The sequence below is a fragment of the Kitasatospora sp. NPDC091257 genome (genome assembly GCF_044757675.1).
Classification (GTDB): Bacteria; Actinomycetota; Actinomycetes; order Streptomycetales; family Streptomycetaceae; genus Kitasatospora; species Kitasatospora lactacystinica.
Map to the genome: position 1 here is coordinate 1 of NZ_JBIVVI010000994.1, position 3,459 is coordinate 3,459.

General features: G+C 73.4%; 3 protein-coding genes. All 3 read right to left on the reverse strand.

Annotation, left to right across the window (positions count from 1 at the left end):
* Positions 1-14: 14 nt before the first annotated feature.
* Positions 15-683: a GAP family protein gene (locus tag ACIQOV_RS33275; RefSeq protein WP_401054474.1), complete on the reverse strand. Its 669-nt coding sequence runs from the start codon at positions 681-683 to the stop codon at positions 15-17.
* Positions 684-922: 239 nt separating this feature from the next.
* Entirely contained in the window at positions 923-2,335 is a 1,413-nt protein-coding gene (gene argG, locus ACIQOV_RS33280) for an argininosuccinate synthase (protein ID WP_401054475.1), read from the reverse strand.
* Between the two features lie 211 nt (positions 2,336-2,546).
* Positions 2,547-3,206: a rhomboid-like protein gene (locus ACIQOV_RS33285; protein ID WP_401054476.1), complete on the reverse strand. Its 660-nt coding sequence runs from the start codon at positions 3,204-3,206 to the stop codon at positions 2,547-2,549.
* Positions 3,207-3,459: the final 253 nt, after the last annotated feature.

Consider the following 3,459-nt stretch of genomic DNA (forward strand, 5'->3'; position numbering starts at 1 on the left):
GGGAGGGCAGGGGGTCAGGTGAGCCCGGAAACGGCGGCGCCCAGGTACTCCGCGCCGAGCAGCAGCGGGACGACGACCATGATCGCCGCGTTGTGGGTGGCCGTCCAGGCCCGCAACTCGCCGAGGGAGCGCCGCGCGCGGCCGTCGGCCCGCAGGTGGACCGCGAAGGGCACCAGGGTGCCCAGCGAACCGAGCAGCACCAGCACGGCGGCCGCCATCGCCGCTTCCCAGCCACCGGTCGGGGCGGCGGCGATGGAGGCGGCCCCGCCGACGGCCGGGACGAGGGTGTTCGGACGGGTCACGACCAGGACCACGGCGAGACCGGCGGACCGGGCGGCGGACAGCCGGTCGATCGAGAGCAGCCAGACCGGCGGCGCGGTGACCCGGCCGGGGCGCGGCCGCTCGCGCCACTGCCGGGCGGCCAGCAGGAGGAGCACGACACCGAGGGCGAGCTTCAGCCAGGACGGCCAGGTCGGCGCGGTGCGGGTGGGGTTCCACGCGGTTCCCGCCGCCACGACGGCGGCCACCACCGCGGTCAGGCCGAGCAGCCAGCCGGCCGTGAAGGCGACCCCGTTGGCCCGGCCGCGCGGTGAGGCGAGGATCAGGAGCAGGGCGATCAGCGGCAGCGGGGAGAGCGCGACCGCCACCGCGGAGGCCAGCATCGGGCCGATCGCCTCGCCCATCCCCGCACCTGCCCTTCCCGCCGCCGGGCGCCGTCCGCCATTCAGCTACCGACGGGCGGGCGGCGCACGGCCGGTGCCGCCGTTCGGGTGAGGGTGGAGCGGAGCGCGGGTTCGGGCGGGTGCGGGGATGGGCACCGAAGGGTGCCGACGGGCGGGTGCGGGCGGAGCGTGAGGCGGAGAGCGACGGAGGGCCGCCGCACCATCGGGGGTGCGACGGCCCTCCGCGGGCACGGGCTGCGTCAGTCGGTGCCGGACTCGATCGCCGCGTGGTCGAGCGCGGTGGGGTCCTTCTCGTCACCGGTGCCGGCGGCGATGGGAGCCGCGCCGCCCGGGGCGAGCTCGCCGATCAGGCCGCTCCACGGCGCCAGCTGGCCGTGCACCGCGTACTGCTCCAGCTTGCTGCGCGAGTCGGCGATGTCGAGGTTGCGCATGGTCAGCTGGCCGATGCGGTCGTCCGGGACGAACGCGGCGTCGACGCTGCGCTCCATCGACAGCTTCTCCGGGTGGTAGCTGAAGTGGGGGCCCTGGGTGTCGAGGACCGAGTAGTCCTGGCCGCGCCGCAGCCGCAGGGTGACGCTGCCGGTGACCGGGTGGCCGATCCAGCGCTGGATGCTGTCCCGGAGCATCAGCGACTGCGGGTCGAACCAGCGGCCCTCGTACAGCAGCCGGCCGAGCCGCCGACCCTGGGTGTGGTACGTGGCGATGGTGTCCTCGTTGTGGATGGCGTTGAGCAGCCGCTCGTAGGCGATGTGCAGCAGCGCCATGCCGGGGGCCTCGTAGACGCCCCGGCTCTTGGCCTCGATGATGCGGTTCTCGATCTGGTCCGACATGCCCAGACCGTGCCGGCCGCCGATGGTGTTGGCCTCGTGGACCAGGTCGACGGCGCTGGCGAACTCCTGGCCGTTGATCCGGACCGGGCGGCCGAACTCGAACTCGACGGTGACGTCCTCGGTCAGGATCTCGACCTCGGGGTCCCAGAAGGCCACGCCCATGATCGGGCTGACGATCTCCAGGGAGGTGTCCAGGTACTCCAGCCGCTTGGCCTCGTGGGTGGCGCCCCAGATGTTGGCGTCGGTGGAGTAGGCCTTCGCGGCGGAGTCCCGGTAGGGCAGGTCGCGCTCGGCGAGCCACTCGGACATCTCCTTGCGGCCGCCGAGCTGGTCGACGAACGCCTGGTCCAGCCACGGCTTGTAGATCCGCAGGCTGGGGTTGGCCAGCAGGCCGTAGCGGTAGAACCGCTCGATGTCGTTGCCCTTGTAGGTGGAGCCGTCGCCCCAGATGGAGACGCCGTCCTCCTGCATGGCGCGCACCAGCAGGGTGCCGGTCACCGCGCGGCCGAGCGGGGTGGTGTTGAAGTACGTCTGCCCGGCGGAGCGGATGTGGAAGGCGCCGCAGGCGAGGGCGGCCAGGCCCTCCTCGACCAGCGCGGCCCGGCAGTCGACCAGCCGGGCCTGCTCAGCGCCGTACGCGCGGCCACGGGCCGGGACGTCGGCGAGGTTCGGCTCGTCGTACTGGCCGATGTCGGCCGTGTAGGCGTAGGGGAACGCACCGTGCTCGCGCATCCACGCGACGGCGACGGAGGTGTCCAACCCACCGGAGAATGCGATGCCGATCCGTTCACCGACCGGCAGCTTGCTCAAGACCTTCGACATGGATGCACCCTTGACCCGCATAGCAGGCCCCTGATCTAGCGATGTGTGACGGGATTCGGCGTAATCGATCCGATGCCCGAACTCTGGCATAGATTTGCAGAGTAATGCAAGAGCATACGAAAGCCTGGATGGCTGCAGGGGGCTGTTCGGCCGCCGCGCATCGGGCGGTGATCCGGCCGACTTGCTTGGCCGGACGGGTAGTTGGGGCCGATCAGGGGGTCGGGGCGGGTGCCCGGGTGCGTAGCCAGGCGGTACGGGAGGCGAGTGCGCCCAGCCCGAGGGCGACCAGGTGGCCGGCGTCGGCCAGCTGCTGATCCAGCGCCCAGGCGGCGGCCAGGGCCACGGCGAGCGCCGACAGTCCGAAGCGACGCAGCGGACGCGGGCCGAGCGCGAGGAGGCAGGCACCGGTGGCGACCAGGCCGTAACTGATGCCCACGTCCCGGGCGCGGGAGAGCGCGCCCGGGATGCGGGCCGTCACCATCACCCACATGGCGCCCTCGGTGAGCAGGGTGGCGCCCAGGTGCCCGAAGACGAAGACCGCACCGGCCCGGGCCGGGCCCCAGCGCCACTCGGCCAGGCCCAGGACGACGGCGACCGCCGCGATCCCCGCCCAGGACGGAACCCCGTCGACCACGAGGCCACTGGTGAACAGGGTCCACCACTGGCCAAGTTCCAGGTGATGGACGTTGCTGCTGTTGTGCCGCACGAACCGGGCCCGCTCGGCATGGCCCTGGCTCGCCAGCCAGGAGGCCGTCACGGTCAGCAGCAGGACGTACGCCGTGGTGAGGCGCAGCCGGACGGCGGCTCTCAGCGCCGGGTGCCGGGAAGCCGCGGGGCCGGTCGGTGTCCTCGTGGCGAGGCGATCGCTCATCGTGCCTGGTGCCCTTGTTCGGCGGTTCCCGGAACCGGCTCGCCCGGTGCGCGGCGGGGAAGGCGGCGGCCGGGACGGTCCGAGCGTCAGCGTACGCGAACGGCCGGAAGGCGCCGGGGCCGGAGGCGGGGTGCCGGGAGGTGCGGTTCTCTCGTGCGGCCACGCCGTGGTGGCAGGTCGTTGCGGGTGGCGGGCGACCCGGCGACCCGGCGACCCGGCGACCGGTGGTGGGTGGCGGCGGGGCCGGGCGGGG

Coding starts and splice junctions, on each gene's coding strand:
- ACIQOV_RS33275 (WP_401054474.1), bottom strand. CDS start 683: ATGGGCGAGGCGATCGGCCCGATGCTGGCCTCCGCGGTGGCGGTCGCG.
- argG (WP_401054475.1), bottom strand. CDS start 2,335: ATGTCGAAGGTCTTGAGCAAGCTGCCGGTCGGTGAACGGATCGGCATC.
- ACIQOV_RS33285 (WP_401054476.1), bottom strand. CDS start 3,206: ATGAGCGATCGCCTCGCCACGAGGACACCGACCGGCCCCGCGGCTTCC.